This is a genomic window from Mesorhizobium humile (assembly GCF_033977215.1).
Lineage (GTDB): Bacteria > Pseudomonadota > Alphaproteobacteria > Rhizobiales > Rhizobiaceae > Mesorhizobium > Mesorhizobium humile.
Map to the genome: position 1 here is coordinate 79,224 of NZ_JAVIIV010000017.1, position 16,007 is coordinate 95,230.

The following is a 16,007-nucleotide window of genomic DNA, read 5'->3' on the forward strand; positions in this document are numbered from 1 at the left end:
TAGTATCACTTCGGGCTCTCGCCCCAACCCCGAGAGGAATTGTATTCGATATTGGGAGGGGGGAAAGTCATGAAGACAGCGCATCGGCAGACGCTGGATAAGATATTTGCAAATCCGGTCAGCGTTTCGATCAAATGGCGAGATGTTGAGGCTTTGCTGGTTGCGCTCGGCGCGCGAGTGTCCGAAGGACGCGGCTCGCGGGTCCGATTCACATTGAATGGAATAACGCTTCGATTGCATCGGCCGCATCCATCGCCAGATGCGAAAGCATACGTGATCCGAGAGGTCAGGACTTTCCTGATAGATTCAGGTGTTGAACTATGAAGCCTTACAAGGGATATTTGGGAACGATCGAGTTCGATGAAACCGATGTTGTGTTTCACGGTCGTATCGTGGGTATTCGCGACATCTTCACATACGAAGCCAATTCGGCAAAAGAATTGCTGACGGCTTTTCGTGAATGCGTCGACGACTACCTCGAATTTTGCGCTGAACAGGGCAAGGAGCCAGAAAAACCATTTTCTGGCAAACTCGCTCTGCGCACCACGCCGGAAGTCCATCGTCTTGTGAGCCGAGCGGCCTCCAGCGACGGCAAGTCGATCAATCAATGGGTGTCGGACACGCTCGCCGAAGCGGCCCGTAAGCGGATCGACGAAGGTTCGACGAAGGTGTCGACCCGCGCGCATTAAACCCCCTCCGCCATGATCTCGCGGCCGATCAGCCAGCGGCGGATCTCGCTGGTGCCGGCGCCGATCTCGTAGAGCTTGGCGTCGCGCAGCAGCCGCCCGGTCGGATAGTCGTTGATATAGCCGTTGCCGCCGAGCAGCTGGATGGCGTCGAGCGCCATCTGCGTTGCTTTCTCGGCCGCGAAAAGCACGCAGCCGGCGGCATCCTTGCGCGTGGTCTCGCCGCGGTCGCAAGCGGCGGCCACCGCATAGACGTAAGCGCGCGCGGCGTTCATCGTCGAATACATGTCTGCGAGCTTGCCCTGCACCAGCTGGAACGTGCCGATCGGCTGGCCGAACTGCTTGCGCTCATGCACGTAAGGGACCGCCACGTCGAGGCAGGCCGCCATAAGCCCGATCGGGCCACCGGAAAGCACCGCGCGCTCATAATCGAGCCCCGACATCAGCACCTCGACACCGCGCCCTTCCTCATGCAGCACATTCTCGAACGGCACCTCGACATTTTCGAAGACGAGCTCGCCGGTGTTGGAGCCGCGCATGCCGAGCTTGTCGAGCTTCTGCGCGACTGAAAAGCCCGCCATCGTCTTCTCGACGATGAAGGCTGTGATGCCGCGCGAATGGCGTTCGGGATCGGTCTTGGCGTAGACCACCATCGTTCCGGCATCGGGGCCGTTGGTGATCCACATTTTCGAGCCGTTGAGCACATAGCGGTCGTTGCGCTTTTCGGCGCGCAGCCTGAGCGACACCACGTCCGAGCCGGCGCCTGGTTCCGACATCGCCAGCGCGCCGACCGTTTCGCCCGAGCAAAGGGCAGGCAGGTACTTTTCCTTCTGCGCCGGGGTGGCCCAGCGGTTGATCTGGTTGACGCAGAGGTTCGAATGCGCGCCGTAGGAGAGACCGACCGAGGCCGAAGCGCGCGAAATCTCCTCCATGGCCACGACATGCGCGAGATAGGTCATGCCGGTCCCGCCGAAATCGGGGTCGGCGGTGATACCGAGCAGGCCAAGCGCGCCGAGCTCGCCCCAAAGATGCGCGGGAAATTCATTGCAACAGTCGATCTCGGCCGCGATCGGCGCGATCCTGTCCTGAGCGAAGCGCCGCACGGTGTCGCGCAACGCTTCGATGTCGGGATCAAGTCCGAAGTTCAGCGTTTTCGTGTACATGCCGTTCCTCCCTGCGCACGCCCCGGTCTTCGCGGAGATCGTGCCCGTATCAGAGTACCACGGCGTCCCTGGCGCGCCCCGAGGGACGCGCGGTGCCATGGCTGATTGTCGCGCCGACCAGGCGCATTGTCATCGAAAGATATGTCGTGGTGACTTCCGCGATCGACAGTCGTTCGCCCGGCCGGAACCAGACGATGACGCCGGTCATCATCTGGATCAGTGCCATGGCCGTGAGCCCGGTGTCGTCGACCTGAAAGACACCGGCCTCCGCGCCGTCGCGCAGGATGGTGCGCAGTTCCTTCTCATAGGCCGTGCGCATCTTGAGGATCTGTGTCAGCCTTTCATGCGAGAGGCTGCGCAATTCCATGTTCGAGACATGGGTGGCGTGGCGCCGCCCGATATGGAAAGCGATGTGGTTTTCGACATAAGCGGCGAGCCGGCTCTCCGGGTCGGCCGTGGCCGGTCGCGCCACGCCCCAAGCTTGCAACAGGCCTTCCATATGCTCCCGCATCAAGGTGAAAAGCAGGTCTTGCTTGGTCGGGAAATAACGATAGAGCGCGGCCGCCTGCACGCCGACCTCCGCCGCCAGCTGCCGCATCGACATCGCCTCATAGCCGAGGCGCGCGATCAGGTTGACCGCCGCCTCGCGGACGGCCGCTTCGGTCTTTTCCCCGTCGGAGCCTGTGGTGCGTGCCATGTTCGCCTCCAACGGCAATAATAAAACGAACGTTCAATTAATTCAAGATGCATCGTATACCCATTCCTTCCTTGGTTTGCGAAGACAAGATGAGACTAAAGCATGTCTCCCGAAAGTGGGTCCGGTTTCGGGACAAAGACATGCTTAAAATCAAAAACTTAAAGCAGGTCGCGTGAATCCTTTTTCACGCGACCTGGTTTAGTTCCTCAACACAGAAGTTTTGACCGGTTGGCTCGTGTGCGTTGGCAGATCCTCTGCCTTGGCGATTGGCCGAGACACCTATCGTGGTCGTCATCCACGGGCGGAGCAAGGAGCGAAGCGACGCGCGCGGACCCGAGGATCCATGCCGTGACATGAAAGCGCCGCGGCGGCCCAGAATTCTGCACCGATGCACACTTCGGTCTCGGTAACGGCATGGATTCCAGGGTCTGCGCGCGTCGCTTCGCTCCTTGCTCCGCCCTGGAATGACGAGGTTCAGGAGCCTTCAGCTTATCGCCAACGTTTTGCGCTGACGACTCCAACGGACGTTGATGACCTTGCTCGACAAGCCCGCAATCTTTCAAAATCACTGTGTTGGGGAACTAGGTGACGATCCTGAAGTCCATAGGCGCGTCGTCGGTCGCTTCCTCGATCTCGACCTTCGAGACGAGCGCGCCCCGCGGCCCTTGCCACAGGCGTTCGATCATCGCCGTGACGGCGGCATCGGCGCCGGCAATCAGCGCGGCGACCGAGCCGTCGCGCTCGTTGCGCACCCAACCTCTCAGCCCGAGACGCGTGGCCTCGCCGCGCGTCCAGACACGGTAGCTCACACCTTGCACCGTGCCGAAAACGCGCGCCCGAACGGCTCTTTGCTCACCTTCCATCGTCTGCTCCAGAACCTTCGCCCATCAATCTGGAGCACGAAAGGTCAAATGCAACCAGTTTGAGGGATAGGTGGTCTGGTGATTAAATAATTGACTAAGTCAACTAATGAGGAAATTGTCGGCTGCAGTGTCCCCAAGGAGGTCGGCATGCCGCACGAAGCCCTGGTCCATGAGATTCGTCGCTTCAACCGGTTCTATACCGGGCTGGTCGGGCTGCTTGACGAGACCTTGATGCAGAGCCCTTACACGCTGGCCGAAGCCCGCGTGCTGTTCGAGCTCGGGCGTAAGCCCCGACCAAGCGACGGACGGGTTGGTTTGCTGGCGCGCATGTTTCATCTCGATCTCGCGTCCGCGGCGTCCGAGCTGGCCGGCGAACTCAGCCTCGCCCCTGCCTATCTCATGAGGGTCCTTCGAAAGTTCACCGCCATGGGACTGGCTGAAATGCGCGATGGCCCGGAGAACGGCCAGCCCGTTCTCATCCTGACCGAGCGGGGCAAAGCCGCGCTGGTCGATCTCGAAGCGGCGACGAACCGCGATCTTGCCCGCCTGATCGTCAAACTCGGGGACAAGGAAGCCGCGGAGCTTTCCGATGCGCTGAACCGCGTGACGCGCCTGCTGGCAGCCGCCGGAATGTGAATTGCCGATCTGCTCCGGGAAGCACATTCTGCTCCCCGGAAAGCAGGCATAAAGGCCAGGGTTCGGTCAGTTCCCCCGCGCCGCCGCGAGCGCGCCCGGCAATTCCTCGGCGAAGATGTCGAGCTCATGGTCGAGGCCGACGCTCACCCTTATGCAGCGGTCGAGCACCGGCACCATCGGCTTGCGGATGAACACGTCGCGCGACAAAAGGTTCTGCATCACCTTCAGCGCGAAGGAGCCATCGCGGCCACAGTCGATGGTGACGAAATTGGTTGCCGACGGCAGCGGCTTGAGATCGTTCTGTCTGGCGATAGCTGAAATGCGCTCGCGGCCTGCCGCCACCCGCACCACCACCGAGCACAGGTAGTCCTGGTCGGCCAGCGCTTCGAGGCCGGCGATCTGCGCCATGCGGCTGACGCCATAATGGTTGCGGATCTTCTCGAAGTCGCGGATCACCTCCGCCTCCGCCACGGCGTAGCCGCAGCGTATGCCGGCAAGGCCGTAAGCCTTGGAGAAGGTGCGCATGCGGATGACGTTCGGCCGCGCGACGTCGATCGCCGGCAGCGCCGAGGCCGGCCCCAACTCGCCATAGGCCTCGTCGAGCACCAGCATGGTGGTTTCCGGCAGCGCCTCGATGAAGCGCACGACATCCGGCGCCTCCCACCAGCTTCCCATCGGATTGTCGGGATTGGAGAGATAGACCAGCGGCGCCTTTTCGCTCGCGACCTTGGCGAGAAGCCCGTCCAGGTCTTCCTTGTCGTTGGCATAGGGCACCGTCACCAGGCGGCCGCCAACGCCGGCGATGTGGAAATTGAAGGTGGGATAGGCGCCGAGCGAGGTGACCACGGCCTCGCCTGGGCCGACATACATGCGCGCCACCAGGCCGAGCAGGCCGTCTATGCCTTCGCCCACGACGACGTTTTCGACGGCCACGCCGTGATGCGCGGCGGCCGCCACCTTCAGTTCGTAGTTGTCGGGGTCGCAATACATCCACTGGTCGCGGGCGACGCTCTCCATCCGGGCGATGACGCGCGGCGAAGGCCCGAAACTGCTTTCATTGGCGCCGATGCGGGCGCGGAACGGCCGCCCGCGCTCACGCTCCTGCGCCTCAGGGCCTACGAACGGCACCGTGGTGGGAAGCGCACCGATGATCGGCGTGAGGGAAGGGCGCTGGCGCATGGCAAAAGCTCGCGTGGAGGGAGCGTTCTTGCTAGCGTGGCCGCTTGGTCAACGCAAGTTGCCGCCTGCTTTCGTGGCAGAATACTCCCGCGCCGTTTGCCGCCCGCCCGGGCAGAGCAACCTCAAGACCGAAGCCTCGTCAAAGGCGGCACAGCTGAAGGCTTCGCCAGCCGAAGGCCGGCCCGCCTCGCAGATTCGCTACGACTTTATCGATGGTTCACAACGAAAGCCTTGCAAGCAGGCGATAACTGCCCGATCTTGCTTTGAAGATCGCACCTGCCGATCGGCATCCTTGGGCAAAGCCGGGTATAGTCGCTCCGGCATGTCTTGCCCCCGAAGGTTTTGAATGACTTTAGCTGCTTTGTGGTTCCGCTTGCCGGAAGACTGGTTGTGATGGGCGCATCGTTGCCGCCTTTGCCTCTCCCGCCGCCTCTTGCGGACGCCAAGCCAATGGCACCGGCCACTACGAGAATGGCACTCAGCATGGAAACCAATGCAAGTCGTGATGCAGACATTGTTGAACTCCCCCGAGTTAGGACTGACAGCTTTTCAAATCGACGATCTTGGCACCCAAACAGACCCCTGTAGCCTAGCACAAACCCCGCAGGGTTCATCGATCAAATGGATGACATCTATATTAGCTATCGCTTGACGAAGCAGTTGGCCGCGCCAGAGTCTTGAGCATGGCCCCCGCATGAGAGCCACATTCCCCAGCCTGCTTGCCCAGTGCGCCCTTCTTTCCGCGATGTAATTGGAAAGGCGACGACGTATGCGAAGGCTCGTCGAAGAGGGTCGTTGTGGAGGAGGGCGATGCGGCTAACGCCTGACTGGAGCACCGTCAACGCGGCTGTGTCGTCCAATTTCGCCTGCGCAAGCCTGCTATACTGGATTTGGCAATTTTTTTTTGCTAGCGACAAGCCATGAATTCTCGATTGCCGCCCGCTTGGGCAAAGCACCTCAAAACTCAACCTGCCGCGAAGGCCATACCGCCCAAAGCTGCGCTACCGGAATCCAAGCTGCGGGCCGCCCGACCTCGCAATCAAGCCGACGACATGCTGTTGCGGCAGGCGCTCGTGCTTCAGAAAGCTAAGCAACTACCAGAGGCCGAAGAACTATGCCTTCGCGTTCTGAATAGGACGCCAAACCATCCGCTGGCGATGTATATGCTGGGGACCCTCGGCGTTGGATACGATGACGAGAAGTCCTTGCGGTATTTTGCCAGGGCTGTCGGCGAAGAGCCTGGAAACCCCTACTACCACCTGAGCCTCGGCGAAACTTACCTAAGGCTCAGCGAATTTTCTCTTGCGATCCAGCACATTCAGCACGCCTTGGAGTTGAAGCCGGATCTGGTGGAAGCACTGTGCAGCTTGGGCGACGCCTATAATGCATTTGACAAGGGGGAAATGGCGCTGCCGCTGTTCGAGAAGGCGCTCAAGATCAACCGAGATCATCCCGCGGCCCGGTTGGGACTGCCTCACACGCTCGCAAGCCTCGGTCGTATGGACGAAGCCGGGGCTCTTCTGAAAGAGACAATAGAAGAGCGCATCGCGGTACCGACCGCGTACAGCGCGCTTGTACAAACACGCAAATTCACGGCGGAGCCATCGGAACTCGCGGCAATCCTGAAGGAGCTTCGAGACCCGAGCCACGGGTCGGAAGGAGCCGCAACGCTCCATCATGCTGCCGGAAAAGTCCTCAATGATCTCCGCCGCTATAAGGAGGCGATGGATCACTACAAGGCAGGGAATCAAGCCGGGGGTCTTAAATTCGATCTGGAAGCATATCGTCGCTGGGTCGACGCCATGATCGAAACGTTCACCCCGGAACTGTTCGCTTCAAGGGCCGCTTATGGCAATCCCTCGGAGTTGCCCGTATTCGTTCTGGGCATGCCTCGTTCGGGCACGACGCTGACAGAGCAGATCTGTGCCAGCCATCCCGATGTTCATGGCGCCGGCGAACTCAGCAAGCTCAGACGAGTCGCCAATGGGATCGGCTTCGCGAAACGCTCCAACGCGAATCTCGGCGAATCGATTGCGACGATTACCCCCGATTTGGCCAGGATTTTGGCCGAGGAGCACCTTGCTTATTTGCGCGAGCGGGCTCCTGGCGCGCTTCGAATCGTCGACAAGATGCCGCACAATTTCGAGCTGATCGGCCTGATCTGCCTTCTCTTCCCCAACGCACGCGTAATTCATTGTCGCCGCGATGCCATCGACAATTGCATCTCCTGTTTCGTGCTACAGTTCAATGAAGCGCACAGCTACAGCGCCGATCTTGAGACGCTTGGGCTTTACTACCGCGAATATGATCGCCTGATGCGGCATTGGGACAAGGTTCTTCCGGGCCGCATCTTCGAAAATCGATATGAAACATTGATTGAAAGCCAAGAGGAACAATCGCGCCGCTTGATAAACTATCTCGGATTGCCTTGGGATGACGCCTGCCTACGGTTTTTCGACAGAGATGGCTCGGTAAATACCTTTAGCAAATGGCAGGTTCGCCAGCCGATTTACAAGTCATCCGTTAAGCGGTGGAAGAATTATGAAAGCGAGATTCGGCCACTGATCGATGCCCTGGGCGATCTGGCTGAGGTTTGATCGAACAAATCGATTCGCAAGGGCTGGCGCCAGCAGCCAATCTCGCCGAACTACCGGTTCGTCGAGCAGATTGATTAAGCTTCTATGTGGGCATTCCCGATGTGATGGCTTCCAAAGGCCGTCCATATTTGAACCGTGCCCGGCTAGACAGCCGCCCCAGCATCCCATCAATTGTTCGGCCGAACGTGGAGAGGGGCACCAACCCGCGGATTCAAGGCTGGCCATGCCTTAGGCCGTGGCAACAAAAAACAAAAACCCGGCGGTCGCCCGCCGGGTTTCTTTTTCAAAGGTATCTTGTGCCTTAGAAGTCGCGCTGGAAGCGAAGGAGGCCGCCGACGCTGTTCTTCTTGTCGGCGTTGGTCCAGTTGCCGAAGGGGGTACCATCGTCAAAGTGACCGAAGTGATCGTAGTCAACTTCGGCCGTGACCGTGAGGCCGGGAACAACGGTGTAGGCGACGTTCGCCGCGACGCCGTAGTTCTTGTCCTGGTCACCCGATACCTGGAGGTTGAACGCGGTCTTCTCGTTGAACTTGTAGGTGCCGCCGGCCCAGAACGCCCAGTGTCCGCCCCACTGCTTGTAGAAGCCGCGGCCGTGCACGTCGACGAAGTTGCCAGCGTCGTCCAGCAGGTGCTTATCGGAACCGTAGCCGAACATGGCAAACAGCGACAGTTCGCTCGTGACATTGAAGTCGCCGCGGATCTTGCCTGCCCATTCTTCATAGTTGCTGTCATAAGCAACCACGCCAACGATGTCACCCCAGCCCTGCGTGTACTTCACGCCGCCGACGACGTGCGGAACGTAGCTGTCGATCGTCTCCTTGCCGGAACCTTCTTCGAGCGAGACCACAGCCGAGAAGCCGTTGCCGGCATCGAAGTAGTACTGGACGACATTGGTGTCGAAGTTGCCGTAGGGAACCAGCGTATCCTGGATGACGTTGCCGGCGTAGCCGATGAACGTATCGAAGGCCGATTCATCCTTACCGACGCGGAGGCCACCGAGCTGAATCCAGGCGAAGTTCAGCGAAACGCCCTTGTTGTGGGCGCGATTGAAGGCGTCGCTGGTGGTGATGGCGTAGTCGTTCTTGTTGCCGAAGTTGAAGCGGGTCTCGGTGTAGGTCTTCAACGTGCCGAGCTCGGTTTCCTGGCCGGTCCAAGTCTTCAACGTGAAGCGGGCATTCTTGGACCAGTTTGACTGCTCCTTGCCGGACCGCACGTCGAAGGCCTTCGAACCGTCGAACGAGCCGACGTCGCCGAGGCCGATGTCGTAGCGGACGTAGCCGCCGATGCGCAGGCAGGTTTCGGTGCCCGGGATGTAGAAGTAGCCGGCGCCGTACACGTCGCAGATCTTGACGTATTCGGCCGGTTCCGGCTCGGCGACGGTCACCGCGTCCGCGGCGCGAGCACCGGAAACTGCGATCAGGGCCGCAGCTGAGCCGAGAAGAAGGCTCTTGATGTTCATTTTCTGACCTCCAGTCAAAAGTTAAAAAACGGGTCTGGGTATTTTTTGCTGAAGGACAGCGTTCCCTGCCCCATCCCCACTACCGAAAAAGATGCGCACCGCGCCGCTCCTTCGAAGCTGACATTACCCATGAGCCTGCGCCGTTCAACCACGATCGTACCGTCGCGAGGGCTGTCCGGGCGCTATCCCCGAGGGTTGTTGCACAAATGACACGATTTGGCCTCACTCAGAAAGCTCTCGTTAACCATCGAGGTCCGCATGCCGGTTGAATCCGCCCGAATCCGGCAAAGGACGGACTGAAATGCGGCAGGCGGCTGAGTCGACCGCCAGGCGATTGCCGCAGAATCGCCACCTGAAGCGGCGTGAACGCGCGGGCCAGCTGATTTTTCGCTGATTATGGCGCGGGCTTGTTGATTGTGCCGGCGCTTTTCTTTATCCAGCGGCGCGACGGAGAGGTGGCCGAGTGGTCGAAGGCGCTCCCCTGCTAAGGGAGTAGAGGTCAAAAGCTTCTCGTGGGTTCGAATCCCATCCTCTCCGCCACCCTACGCCCTGCGGGCTTCGGGTGGCAGGCCACCCGGAGCCGCATTTGGGCGTAGGAGTGTCGCCCGAAGCTACGAAGTAGCGTAGGGGGACCATGTGGTACGTCTATTTCCTGCAGCTCCATAACGGCGATGTCTATGTCGGATCGACAAACGATCTTCGACGTCGTTTCGAATCGCACCAGTCAGGCCAGGTGACTTCTACCAAGGCTTATTTGCCTGTCGCCTTGAAGGCCTATATCGCGGTTGAAACCGAGGCCAACGCCCGGCAGCTCGAGCAATATTTCAAGACCGGATCCGGAAAGGCCTTCGCCAGCAAACGATTTTGGCGCCTGGTGCGCGATTGATGGCAATTGAAGTTATCCTATTGAAGTGAAAGTGAAAATTAGCGGAACGAACTGCTTTCGCCGACCTCCTCCGTTCGATTCTGACTGGAGGTCAGAAAATGAACATCAAGAGCCTTCTTCTTGGCTCAGCTGCGGCCCTGATCGCAGTTTCCGGTGCTCGCGCCGCCGACGCGGTGACCGTCGCCGAACCGGAACCGGCCGAATACGTCAAGATCTGCGACGTCTACGGCGCCGGCTACTTCTACATCCCGGGCACCGAAACCTGCCTGCGCATCGGCGGCTATGTTCGCTATGACATCGGCGTGGGCGACCTTAACGGTCACGCGGATGTGCCCGACCGTATGGGTGACGGCACTCACGATACCTATCACAAGCAGGCCCGCTTCACGCTGAAGACCTGGACCGGCCAGGAAACCGAGCTCGGTACGTTGAAGACTTACACCGAGCAACGCTTCAACTTTAAAGATGGTTGGGATGATGAGTCCGGCAGCAGCTGGTCGCTGAACTTCGCCTGGATCCAGCTTGGTGGTTTCCGTGTTGGTAAAGACGAGACGGCCTTTGACACGTTCAGCGGTTACGCCGGCAACGTCATCAGCGATTCGATCGTCGGCTACGGTGGCGATTTCGACACCAACGTCGTCCAGTACTACTTCGACGCCGGCAACGGCTTCTCTGCCGTGGTGTCTCTGGAAGATGGGCAGGGCGCTAACACGATTGACAGCTATATTCCGCACGTCGTCGGCGGCGTGAAGTGGACGCAGGGCTGGGGTGGAATCAGCGGCACTGTCGCATATGACAGCAATTACGAAGAGTGGGCTGGCAAGGTCCGCGTCGACGTGAACGCCTCCGACGCGATTGCGCTGTGGGCCATGGTGAATTACGGCTCCGAGGACAACGTCGTCCACAACTTCTTCAAGAACTGGGACGGCAACTGGGCTGTCTATGGTGGTGGCACCTACAAGTTCAACGAGAAGACCTCGTTCAATGCCCAGCTTTCCTATGATGAAGGCAAGACTTTCGGGTTGGCAGCGAACGTCGCCCATTCCCTGGCTCCTGGCTTCACGGTCATCGGCGAACTCGATTACATGAATGCTTCTGCCAGCGATTATCACGCCAAGTCCGACGGCTTTGGGGGTTGGGTCCGCTTCCAGCGCGACTTCTAAGGGCTGGAATTTGTACAGCTGAAATAAAGCCCGGGCGCCAAAACGCCCGGGCATCTTTTGTTCTGATGCTGGGCAGGGACAAAACGCAGGAAAAAAGGGGGTTCGATAGCTGAACGAGAGTCTGCGATGACGATTTCGTGGGATCCGCAGCCGCGGATGAGGTCGTTATTGTCCGACTTATAACTCTTGAAAGGACGCTTCCAAGCGGTTAGCTGTGTCTATCCACTCGGGGGTGTGGTCCAAAAATGTCGAACGAAGCAATTCAAGAGGGGGTGCCCTCTGACTATTTTGCGGTGTTTTCTTCTCAAAATTCGAACTTTCGATACACTTACAACAAGATAAGAGAAGTAAAATCGTATAGGGTTGGAGAGCTTTTCGCAGCATATCGAGATATACTCTGGGATGATGGGCGGCATAAATACAATGTCAGCTCTTTCATCGGTGAGATAGACGAGATCCTTTTAGGAGAGCGTTTCAGCACCTTTGACCAGAATACCCTGGACAGCCTGATCGGCACCTTGCGCCAGCGCGGCAACAGCAATGCAACCATCAATCGCAAGATGGCTGCCCTCAGCAAATTGCTGCGTAAGGCGCATAAGATGGGAGATATCCACAGCTTGCCGGAGTTCCGCCGCCAGAAGGAGCGGGCGGGACGGATTCGTTTCCTCGAAAGGGACGAAGAGGCGAGGTTGTTCGCGGCGATCAGGAACCGCAGCGAGGATGCCTACAGGCTTTCCGTCTTCCTGGTCGATACTGGCTGCCGCCTCGGCGAGGCGCTCGGCCTGATCTGGAACGACATCCAGGAGCATCGCGTCTCCTTCTGGATCACCAAATCCGGCCGCAGCCGCACCATTCCGATGACCGAGCGCGTCAAGGAAGTCATCAAGCTGCCGCCGAACACGGAAGGGCGCCGGCCGAAAGGCCCGTTCACCAAGCTGACACAGGCGCAGTATCGCGCGATCTGGAACGAAGCGAAGACGGAAGTCGGTCTCGGCGCCGATGAACAGGTGGTGCCGCACATTCTGCGTCACACTTGCGCTTCACGTCTCGTCCAGGGCGGTATCGACATAAGGCGCGTCCAGATGTGGCTGGGCCACCAGACATTGTCGGTGACCATGCGTTACGCGCATCTGGCCACCAACGATCTCGATGGCTGTGTCGTCGTTCTGGAAAAGCCGCGCGGCGATGAAGCCTCGCCGCGGTCGGCCGGGAACTCCGTGTTCGCGTCGCCCCTCACCGCGCCGACCCCCGCCACATCGTCTCGGAAAGCGAGAGGGCCGAAACCGGTCAAGGCGTCCCGCAAGCGCTCGAAAGGCGAATAGATCGAGCGGATCGGACCCGCCGGCCTGCGCAAAACTATATTTCAGCGGTGAAGCCCGAGACTGACAAAGTCTCGGGCTTTATTTGATTTCTACACGATATTAGACCCGATCGAGGAACGCGGCAATCTTCCCAGGCAAGTCGCCGGTTTCCAGGAAGGGCGCATGGCCTTGGTCTTCAACGGTGATCTGTTCCATGCCGGGATGCCGCTCCTGCATCTCTTGAAGTGTTGCCGTGGAAAGCAGTTTCGAGTTAGCGCCGCGAATGGCGAGCAATGGAATGGCGGCGAGCGCGTCGAACTGCGGCCACAGGTCCGGCAGCGGCTTGCTGAGATCGATGCCGGCCAGCGTGTCGACCAGGGCCGGATCGAAATCCGGCACCCAGCCGGCCTCCGTCTCGCGGCAGATTGCCCGTACCATGCGCGCCCAGTCGGCGCCCGTGAGCGCCGGGAAATCGGCGCCATGCACGCGCCGCTGGGCGTCCACCGCCTCGGCGAATGTCTTCGGTTTCGGCGCACGGTGGAGATAGGAGCGGATATGGGCAAGGCCCTCCGCCTCGATCACCGGGCCGATGTCGTTCAGCACGATGGCTTTCAGCGCGGCCGGCTTCAGCGCGCCGAGCACATGGATGATCAGTCCGCCGCGCGAGGTGCCGATGAAGGCCGCTTCTTCGATGCCGAGTGTCGACAGTCCGGCAAGCACGTCACCGGCCTCGACGCCGACATTATAGTGGCCGATATCCGGATCGTGGTCGGATTGGCCGCGGCCCCGGTAGTCGCAGGCAATGACCTTGCGCGAGCTCGTGGCCTTGCTGGAAAGGTGGAGCGCCAGTTCGTGGAAGTCGCGGGCATTGCGGGTGAGGCCGGGCAGGCAGACGACCGGCAAGCCACCGGCATTCGCTTCACCATAGATACGGGCATGGAGCTTCAGCCCGTCGGGTGCGGCATAGAAGAAGTCGGAGAAACCGTCGCTGGCCATCGCAATCCCGCTCCTCGTTGAGGTGACCGACAGCTACAGGCGAGGGTAGGGATCGTCAAATGGGAGTTCTTTCCTTCTCCCCTTGTGGGAGAAGGTGGCCTCGCGAAGCGAGGTCGGATGAGGGGTGCTCCAGGGAAAGCCAGCGTTTCACTTCGCCGGAACACCCCTCATCCGACCGAGCTTCGCTCGGCCACCTTCTCCCACAAGGGGAGAAGGAGAAGCGCTCAGCCCCGTCCGTTCACGAGGTCGCCCACGATGTCGTATTTGCCCGAAATACGCATCTTGTAGACCTCGTAGTTCTCCATCACGCGCTGAACGTAACTTCTTGTTTCCGTGTAGGGAATCCGCTCGATCCAGTCGACGACGGCGTCCACGTCCTTGCCGCGTGGGTCGCCGTATTTCGCCACCCACTGGGCGGCGCGGTTCGGGCCGGCATTGTAGCCGGCGAAAGTCAGCACATAAGAGCCGCTGAAACGGTCGAGCTGCTCGCCGAGAAAGGCCGAGCCGAGCGCCGCATTGTAGCCGGCATCTGTCGTCAGCCGCGCCTGCGAGAAGGTCATGCCCGCCTTCTTCGCCAACTGCCTGGCCGTGCCCGGCATCAACTGCAGCAGGCCGCGCGCGCCGGCGCTGGAAACGGCGCCGACGTTGAACTCGCTTTCCTGGCGGGCGATGGCATAGGCGAGCGCCTTGCCGGATCCCGAAATATTGGCCGAATCGGGAATGACGCCCAGCGGATGAGACAGCGCGCCGACATCGATGCCGCGCTGGGCGGCAATCTTGCCGACCTTCAGCGCCATGAAATGGTTGCCTTGCTTTTCGGCAAGCACCGCAAGCAGTGCCAACTCGCCCGGACTGGTCAGCTGTCCGGCAAGGTCGCGGTAGAGCGTCTCGGCATAGCGGTCGTAGCCTGCTTCCTGCAGCCGCTTGATCGCGCCGACCGCCTCTCGGTTGTCAAAGCTCAGTCGGTCGGCGGCACTCGGTTTCGGGTAGGCGATGTTGAGCGTTCTCAAACCCACGCGTTCGCCGGCGAGCTGGCCGTAGAAGGTCGTGCCGTAGCCGGCCGCGCGCGTGAAATAATCCTTGGCGTTGCCTGGGCCGCCGACTTCCGCCGCGCGGCCGAGCCAGTAATAAGCGCGCGACAGCGACACCGGTCCCTGGGCGAATTCGGTGATGCGCGTGAAATGCCCTGCGGCGGTCGCCGGGTCGTTGAGGCCGCGCAATGCATACCAGCCGGCGTGGAATTCGGCTTCGGCGGCATTCAGCGAGCTCTCGGCGGCGTGCATGGAGACGATTTTATAGGCGGTCTTCATGTCGCCCTGGTCGACCAGCTCGCGCGAGAGCACGCGGCGCTCAACCCACCAGGCATCGGGATCGACCAGCGAATCGCGATCGGCCGGCGCCTTCATCACGACAGCGGCGGCATCGGAGAATTTCTGCTGCTTGCGCAGATATTCCGCCTCGGCGAAGAAATAGCCGGCGGAGCGCTGCGCCGCAGGCACCGCCTTCAAGAGCTTGGCGGCGTTCTTGTCGCCTTTGTCGGCCGCCGCCCAGGCATCCGCCAGGGGCTGTGCGCCGGCGAGGCCGGCGACCCTCAGCGCCGAGGACGGCCGGTCGGCATAGAACATGCGCTCCATGCGGTAGCGATGGTCGGCCGCCGGGATCAGCGTGCCGAACTCCTTGATGACGGTCGCCTCGTCCTTTGCTTCCAGCTTCTCGGTGCGCCAGAACGGCACCAGCACCGCGCGCGCCGCGGCCTGGTTGCCCAGCGCCATGTGCGAGCGGGCAAGGATGATCACACCCTCGGGCGTCAGCGGCTGGCTGCGGCCGAAGGCCTGCACCACCATTTGCGGCGGCGGGGCCTCGCGATAGAGCGCGCGCTCGCTGTTCTTGCGCAGCGCGATCGTGCCGGGCCATCCGGGCAGCATCTTGGCCGCGTCGGCAATCTCGCCGCTCGGCACCTGGTCGCCACCGTAAAGCGCGATCGCCCAGGCGAGGATGTGCCGGTCGAGCGAGGTGGCGGGCAGCGTGTCGCGCGCATTGCGCGCGCCGGCGATGTTGTTGGCGGCGAGCGCATCGAGCCCGCTCTTCAGTTGCGCTATGTCGGGGGACAGCGCAGTCGACGTCTGCCCGGGCGCCTGCGGTGTGTCGGGCGCCGGGATGGCAGCCGTCGCGCGCACGTCGACGCTTCCGCCGATCGCCACAGTGGGCGTCAGCGCGACGATCGCTCCCAAGAGCGCGAAGAAATGAGGCCGCCTCGTCGGCATGTTCAATCCTGGCACATCGTCAGCGGGTACGGCCTTGAAAGCCTAAACAGACTCTAAACTTAGGTGGTGAAGGGCTCGTAAACAAAAGGTTATCGAGGCCGTTCGAATTGCCCCCGC

General features: G+C 60.7%; 14 protein-coding genes and 1 tRNA gene. 8 read left to right on the top strand and 7 right to left on the bottom strand.

Going from position 1 to position 16,007, the window contains the following annotated elements:
• Positions 1-69 precede the first annotated feature (69 nt).
• Both RFM52_RS23260 and RFM52_RS23265 read left to right on the top strand, forming a co-directional pair.
• On the top strand, positions 70-324 hold the full coding sequence (locus RFM52_RS23260; protein ID WP_320294943.1) for a type II toxin-antitoxin system HicA family toxin: 255 nt from the start codon (positions 70-72) through the stop codon (positions 322-324).
• On the top strand, positions 321-689 hold the full coding sequence (locus RFM52_RS23265) for a type II toxin-antitoxin system HicB family antitoxin (protein WP_320294944.1): 369 nt from the start codon (positions 321-323) through the stop codon (positions 687-689). The genes RFM52_RS23260 and RFM52_RS23265 overlap by 4 nt, the downstream gene beginning before the upstream one ends.
• On the opposite strand, the gene RFM52_RS23270 is transcribed toward RFM52_RS23265, so the two are convergent.
• The 3 genes from RFM52_RS23270 to RFM52_RS23280 form a co-directional block, all read right to left on the bottom strand.
• Positions 686-1,849, bottom strand: a complete 1,164-nt coding sequence (locus RFM52_RS23270; protein ID WP_320294945.1) for an isovaleryl-CoA dehydrogenase — start codon at positions 1,847-1,849, stop codon at positions 686-688. The genes RFM52_RS23265 and RFM52_RS23270 overlap by 4 nt on opposite strands.
• 49 nt (positions 1,850-1,898) lie before the next feature.
• Positions 1,899-2,546 (bottom strand): TetR/AcrR family transcriptional regulator, encoded by a 648-nt coding sequence (locus RFM52_RS23275; protein WP_320294946.1) that lies wholly within the window; start codon positions 2,544-2,546, stop codon positions 1,899-1,901.
• Between the two features lie 581 nt (positions 2,547-3,127).
• Positions 3,128-3,409, bottom strand: coding sequence for an acylphosphatase (locus RFM52_RS23280; protein WP_320294947.1), 282 nt, complete (start codon positions 3,407-3,409; stop codon positions 3,128-3,130).
• A gap of 147 nt (positions 3,410-3,556) precedes the next feature.
• Here RFM52_RS23280 and RFM52_RS23285 point away from each other — a divergent pair, with 147 nt between their 5' ends.
• Positions 3,557-4,045: a MarR family winged helix-turn-helix transcriptional regulator gene (locus tag RFM52_RS23285; RefSeq protein ID WP_320294948.1), complete on the top strand. Its 489-nt coding sequence runs from the start codon at positions 3,557-3,559 to the stop codon at positions 4,043-4,045.
• A gap of 66 nt (positions 4,046-4,111) precedes the next feature.
• Here RFM52_RS23285 and RFM52_RS23290 read toward each other — a convergent pair whose 3' ends face one another.
• Complete coding sequence (locus tag RFM52_RS23290; protein WP_320294949.1) at positions 4,112-5,224, bottom strand: pyridoxal phosphate-dependent aminotransferase; 1,113 nt, start codon at positions 5,222-5,224, stop codon at positions 4,112-4,114.
• 920 nt (positions 5,225-6,144) lie between these two features.
• On the opposite strand from RFM52_RS23290, the gene RFM52_RS23295 reads away from it, so the two are divergent.
• A complete protein-coding gene (locus RFM52_RS23295; RefSeq protein ID WP_320294950.1) occupies positions 6,145-7,821 on the top strand; it encodes a tetratricopeptide repeat-containing sulfotransferase family protein in 1,677 nt (558 codons plus the stop codon).
• A 301-nt stretch (positions 7,822-8,122) separates the two neighbouring features.
• On the opposite strand, the gene RFM52_RS23300 is transcribed toward RFM52_RS23295, so the two are convergent.
• Complete coding sequence (locus RFM52_RS23300; protein ID WP_320294951.1) at positions 8,123-9,280, bottom strand: porin; 1,158 nt, start codon at positions 9,278-9,280, stop codon at positions 8,123-8,125.
• 449 nt (positions 9,281-9,729) lie between these two features.
• Between RFM52_RS23300 and RFM52_RS23305 the strand changes: the two genes are divergently transcribed.
• From RFM52_RS23305 to RFM52_RS23320, 4 genes are all read left to right on the top strand, one after another.
• Positions 9,730-9,820 (top strand) — tRNA-Ser (locus RFM52_RS23305).
• A gap of 94 nt (positions 9,821-9,914) precedes the next feature.
• The gene (locus RFM52_RS23310) at positions 9,915-10,166 is read left to right on the top strand and encodes a GIY-YIG nuclease family protein (RefSeq protein WP_320294952.1); all 252 of its coding nucleotides are present in this window, start codon (positions 9,915-9,917) and stop codon (positions 10,164-10,166) included.
• A 98-nt stretch (positions 10,167-10,264) separates the two neighbouring features.
• Complete coding sequence (locus RFM52_RS23315) at positions 10,265-11,329, top strand: porin (protein WP_320294953.1); 1,065 nt, start codon at positions 10,265-10,267, stop codon at positions 11,327-11,329.
• A 245-nt stretch (positions 11,330-11,574) separates the two neighbouring features.
• On the top strand, positions 11,575-12,651 hold the full coding sequence (locus RFM52_RS23320) for a tyrosine-type recombinase/integrase (protein WP_320294954.1): 1,077 nt from the start codon (positions 11,575-11,577) through the stop codon (positions 12,649-12,651).
• Positions 12,652-12,750: 99 nt separating this feature from the next.
• Here RFM52_RS23320 and RFM52_RS23325 read toward each other — a convergent pair whose 3' ends face one another.
• Together RFM52_RS23325 and RFM52_RS23330 are read right to left on the bottom strand one after the other, a co-directional pair.
• Complete coding sequence (locus tag RFM52_RS23325; protein ID WP_320294955.1) at positions 12,751-13,626, bottom strand: alpha/beta fold hydrolase; 876 nt, start codon at positions 13,624-13,626, stop codon at positions 12,751-12,753.
• 224 nt (positions 13,627-13,850) lie between these two features.
• Positions 13,851-15,890 (bottom strand): lytic transglycosylase domain-containing protein, encoded by a 2,040-nt coding sequence (locus tag RFM52_RS23330; protein ID WP_320294956.1) that lies wholly within the window; start codon positions 15,888-15,890, stop codon positions 13,851-13,853.
• Between the last annotated feature and the right edge of the window lie 117 nt (positions 15,891-16,007).

What these genes read in the sequence shown, in the direction of transcription:
- RFM52_RS23295 (WP_320294950.1), top strand. Translation starts at nt 6,145, where the DNA reads ATGAATTCTCGATTGCCGCCCGCTTGGGCAAAGCACCTCAAAACTCAA.
- RFM52_RS23270 (WP_320294945.1), bottom strand. Translation starts at nt 1,849, where the DNA reads ATGTACACGAAAACGCTGAACTTCGGACTTGATCCCGACATCGAAGCG.
- RFM52_RS23330 (WP_320294956.1), bottom strand. Translation starts at nt 15,890, where the DNA reads ATGCCGACGAGGCGGCCTCATTTCTTCGCGCTCTTGGGAGCGATCGTC.
- RFM52_RS23285 (WP_320294948.1), top strand. Translation starts at nt 3,557, where the DNA reads ATGCCGCACGAAGCCCTGGTCCATGAGATTCGTCGCTTCAACCGGTTC.
- RFM52_RS23325 (WP_320294955.1), bottom strand. Translation starts at nt 13,626, where the DNA reads ATGGCCAGCGACGGTTTCTCCGACTTCTTCTATGCCGCACCCGACGGG.
- RFM52_RS23265 (WP_320294944.1), top strand. Translation starts at nt 321, where the DNA reads ATGAAGCCTTACAAGGGATATTTGGGAACGATCGAGTTCGATGAAACC.
- RFM52_RS23275 (WP_320294946.1), bottom strand. Translation starts at nt 2,546, where the DNA reads ATGGCACGCACCACAGGCTCCGACGGGGAAAAGACCGAAGCGGCCGTC.
- RFM52_RS23280 (WP_320294947.1), bottom strand. Translation starts at nt 3,409, where the DNA reads ATGGAAGGTGAGCAAAGAGCCGTTCGGGCGCGCGTTTTCGGCACGGTG.
- RFM52_RS23290 (WP_320294949.1), bottom strand. Translation starts at nt 5,224, where the DNA reads ATGCGCCAGCGCCCTTCCCTCACGCCGATCATCGGTGCGCTTCCCACC.
- RFM52_RS23320 (WP_320294954.1), top strand. Translation starts at nt 11,575, where the DNA reads ATGTCGAACGAAGCAATTCAAGAGGGGGTGCCCTCTGACTATTTTGCG.
- RFM52_RS23300 (WP_320294951.1), bottom strand. Translation starts at nt 9,280, where the DNA reads ATGAACATCAAGAGCCTTCTTCTCGGCTCAGCTGCGGCCCTGATCGCA.
- RFM52_RS23310 (WP_320294952.1), top strand. Translation starts at nt 9,915, where the DNA reads ATGTGGTACGTCTATTTCCTGCAGCTCCATAACGGCGATGTCTATGTC.
- RFM52_RS23315 (WP_320294953.1), top strand. Translation starts at nt 10,265, where the DNA reads ATGAACATCAAGAGCCTTCTTCTTGGCTCAGCTGCGGCCCTGATCGCA.
- RFM52_RS23260 (WP_320294943.1), top strand. Translation starts at nt 70, where the DNA reads ATGAAGACAGCGCATCGGCAGACGCTGGATAAGATATTTGCAAATCCG.